We start from the raw sequence: 2,879 nt of genomic DNA on the forward strand, positions 1-2,879 counted from the left end.
GTGGCGGGTGGGTTCCTCGGGGGACGGTGCTGGTCACGGGTGGTACGGGTGGCTTGGGTGTGGAGGTGGCTCGGTGGTTGGTGGCGCGTGGTGCGGAGCACGTCGTGCTGGCCAGTCGTGGCGGGGTCCTGGAGGAGGCTGTCGGTCGGGATCTGGGCGATCGCGTGTCTGCGGTGTCGTGTGATGTGAGTGATGGTGCTGCGGTGGCCGCTCTTGTTGAAGGTGTGGGTCTGCGTCATGGTCCGTTGCGTGGTGTGGTGCATGCGGCGGGTGTGTTGGATGACGGGGTTGTCGACGGTCTGACTCCGGCTCGGCTCGCTGGTGTCTGGGGTGCGAAGGTCGGGGGTGCGAGGCATCTGGATGAGTCGACCCGGGGCCTGGACCTGGACGCGTTCGTGGTGTTCTCGTCCATGGCGGGGGTGCTGGGTTCGCCTGGTCAGGCGAATTACGCGGCGGCGAACGCCGCGCTGGACGGGGTCGTGTCGGCCCGTCGTACCGCGGGGCTGCCCGCCGTGTCGGTGGCGTGGGGTCCCTGGGCCGGCGCCGGAATGGCGGCCGGGGACGGCGTCTCGTCCCGTCAGGCCCGTGGCGGGGTTCCTGCCATGGATCCTTCTGTAGCCGTCGAGGCACTTGGAGCAGTGGCGGCCGGTGAAGCGGCGACGGTTTTGGTCGCTGACATCGAGTGGGATCGGTTTGTGACTGGTCCGGTGCCACTGCTGTCGGAGCTGGTTGCGGGCGGTCCGGTGTCGGTGGCTGGTCTGCTCGGTCGGCTGGCTGGGCTGGGCCGTGTGGAGCAGGAACGGTTGTTGCTGGGGCTGGTTCGGGAGCGGGCTGCTGAGGTCCTCGGCCATCAGGGCGTTGGCGGCGTGGGTGCGGATCGGGCCTTCCGCGAGCTGGGCTTCGATTCGCTGACGGCTGTGGAGTTCCGTAACGGATTGTCGGCCGAGACAGGGTTGTCACTGCCGTCCACCATCGTCTTCGACTATCCGACCCCCACCCTCCTCGCTGCCCATGTACTGGACCTGCTCGTCGGCTCAGAAGAAGCCAGCGATGTGGCTTCGACGGACGTTCTGCCCACTGCGACCGTGAGTGACGAGCCGGTGGCGATCGTGGCGATGAGCTGCCGGTTCCCCGGTGGGGTCGAGTCGCCGGAGGATCTGTGGGATCTGGTGGCTCAAGGCCGGGACGGCATGGGGGAGTTCCCCGCCGACCGTGGCTGGGATCTGGACGGTCTGTTCGATCCGGACCCGGAGCACCGCGGCACCTCGTACACCCGCACCGGCGGATTCCTCTACGAAGCCGCCGACTTCGACCCCGAATTCTTCGGTATCAGCCCGCGCGAGGCGCTTGCCATGGATCCGCAGCAGCGGCTGCTGCTGGAGACGGCCTGGGAAGCGTTCGAGCGCGCGGGAATGGATCCGCAGTCGCTGCGCGGCAGTTCGACCGGTGTGTTCATGGGGACCAACGGTCAGGACTACGCGTCCACTCTTGTTTCCTCGGATGACAACTTTGACGGCTATCTCGGGACCGGTAACGCGGCGAGTGTGGTGTCGGGCCGTCTCTCGTACTTCTTCGGTCTCGAAGGCCCCGCGATGACGGTGGACACGGCCTGTTCGGCCTCGCTGGTCGCACTGCACCTCGCGGTACAGGCGCTGCGGCGCGGCGAGTGCGGTCTCGCGCTCGTCGGCGGTGCGACGGTGATGTCCACGCCGGGAGCCTTTGTCGAATTCAGCACGCAGCGCGGTCTGTCTGCCGACGGCCGCTGCAAGGCCTTCTCCGACGACGCCGACGGTACGGGCTGGGGCGAAGGCGTCGGACTCCTTGTGGTCGAACGACTCTCCGACGCCCGGCGCAACGGTCACCAGGTGCTCGCTGTTGTGCGCGGCAGCGCGGTGAACCAGGACGGTGCGTCGAACGGGCTGACCGCGCCGAACGGTCCCTCGCAACAGCGGGTGATTCGAGCCGCGTTGGCGGATGCGCGACTGTCGGCTGCGGACGTGGATGCGGTGGAGGCGCACGGTACGGGTACGTCGTTGGGCGACCCGATCGAGGCACAGGCGCTGCTCGCCACGTACGGTCAAGGGCGGGACCCCGAGCAGCGGTTGTGGCTCGGTTCGGTGAAGTCGAACATCGGGCACACGCAGGCCGCCGCCGGTGTCGCAGGCGTCATCAAGATGGTGCAGGCCATGCGCAACGGCCTGCTGCCCAAGACCCTTCACGTCTCCGAGCCGACGTCGCAGGTCGACTGGAGCGCGGGAGCGGTGGAGCTGCTGACGGAGAACAGGCCCTGGACGAATGCCGAACGGCCGCTCCGGGCCGGGGTGTCCGCCTTCGGCATCTCCGGCACGAACGCGCACGTTGTGCTGGAAGCGGCCCCGACCTCGACGCCGGCCGAGCCGCACCCGGCTGTCGAGTCCTCCCTCTCCACGGTGCCGTGGATGGTGTCGGCCCGATCCGAAGAGGGGCTGCGGGAGCAGGCGGCGCGTCTGCTCCCGTTCGCCGGGTACGCCGACCCGGCGGACATAGGACTCTCCCTCGCCACCACTCGGGCCGCCATGGAACGTCGGGCGGTTGTCCTCGGCGACAAGCCCGACGACTTGGTGTCCGGCCTGGAAGCGATGGCGGCCGGCACGGCCGACCCCAACGTTGTCCTGGGCAGGCAGAGCGAGGGCGAGCTTGCGGTGTTGTTCACGGGTCAGGGTGCGCAGTGGGCGGGGATGGGGCGTGGGCTGTATGGCGCGTTTCCGGTGTTCGCTGCCGCGTTGGATGAGGTCTGTGGGGAGTTCGGTCCTGAACTGCGGGAGGTGATGTTCGGCGGTGAGGGGCTGGATGAGACGCGGTGGACGCAGCCCGCTTTGTTCGCCTTCGAGGTGGCTTCG

At 68.6% G+C, this 2,879-nt stretch carries 1 protein-coding gene; it reads left to right on the forward strand.

Annotated elements, in window-relative coordinates:
* A partial coding sequence (locus tag QR77_RS29195; RefSeq protein ID WP_150130592.1) for a type I polyketide synthase occupies positions 1-2,879 on the forward strand: 2,879 nt, incomplete at both ends.

Origin of the sequence: Streptomyces sp. 150FB, assembly GCF_000818195.1 — a bacterium.
GTDB lineage: Bacteria > Actinomycetota > Actinomycetes > Streptomycetales > Streptomycetaceae > Streptomyces.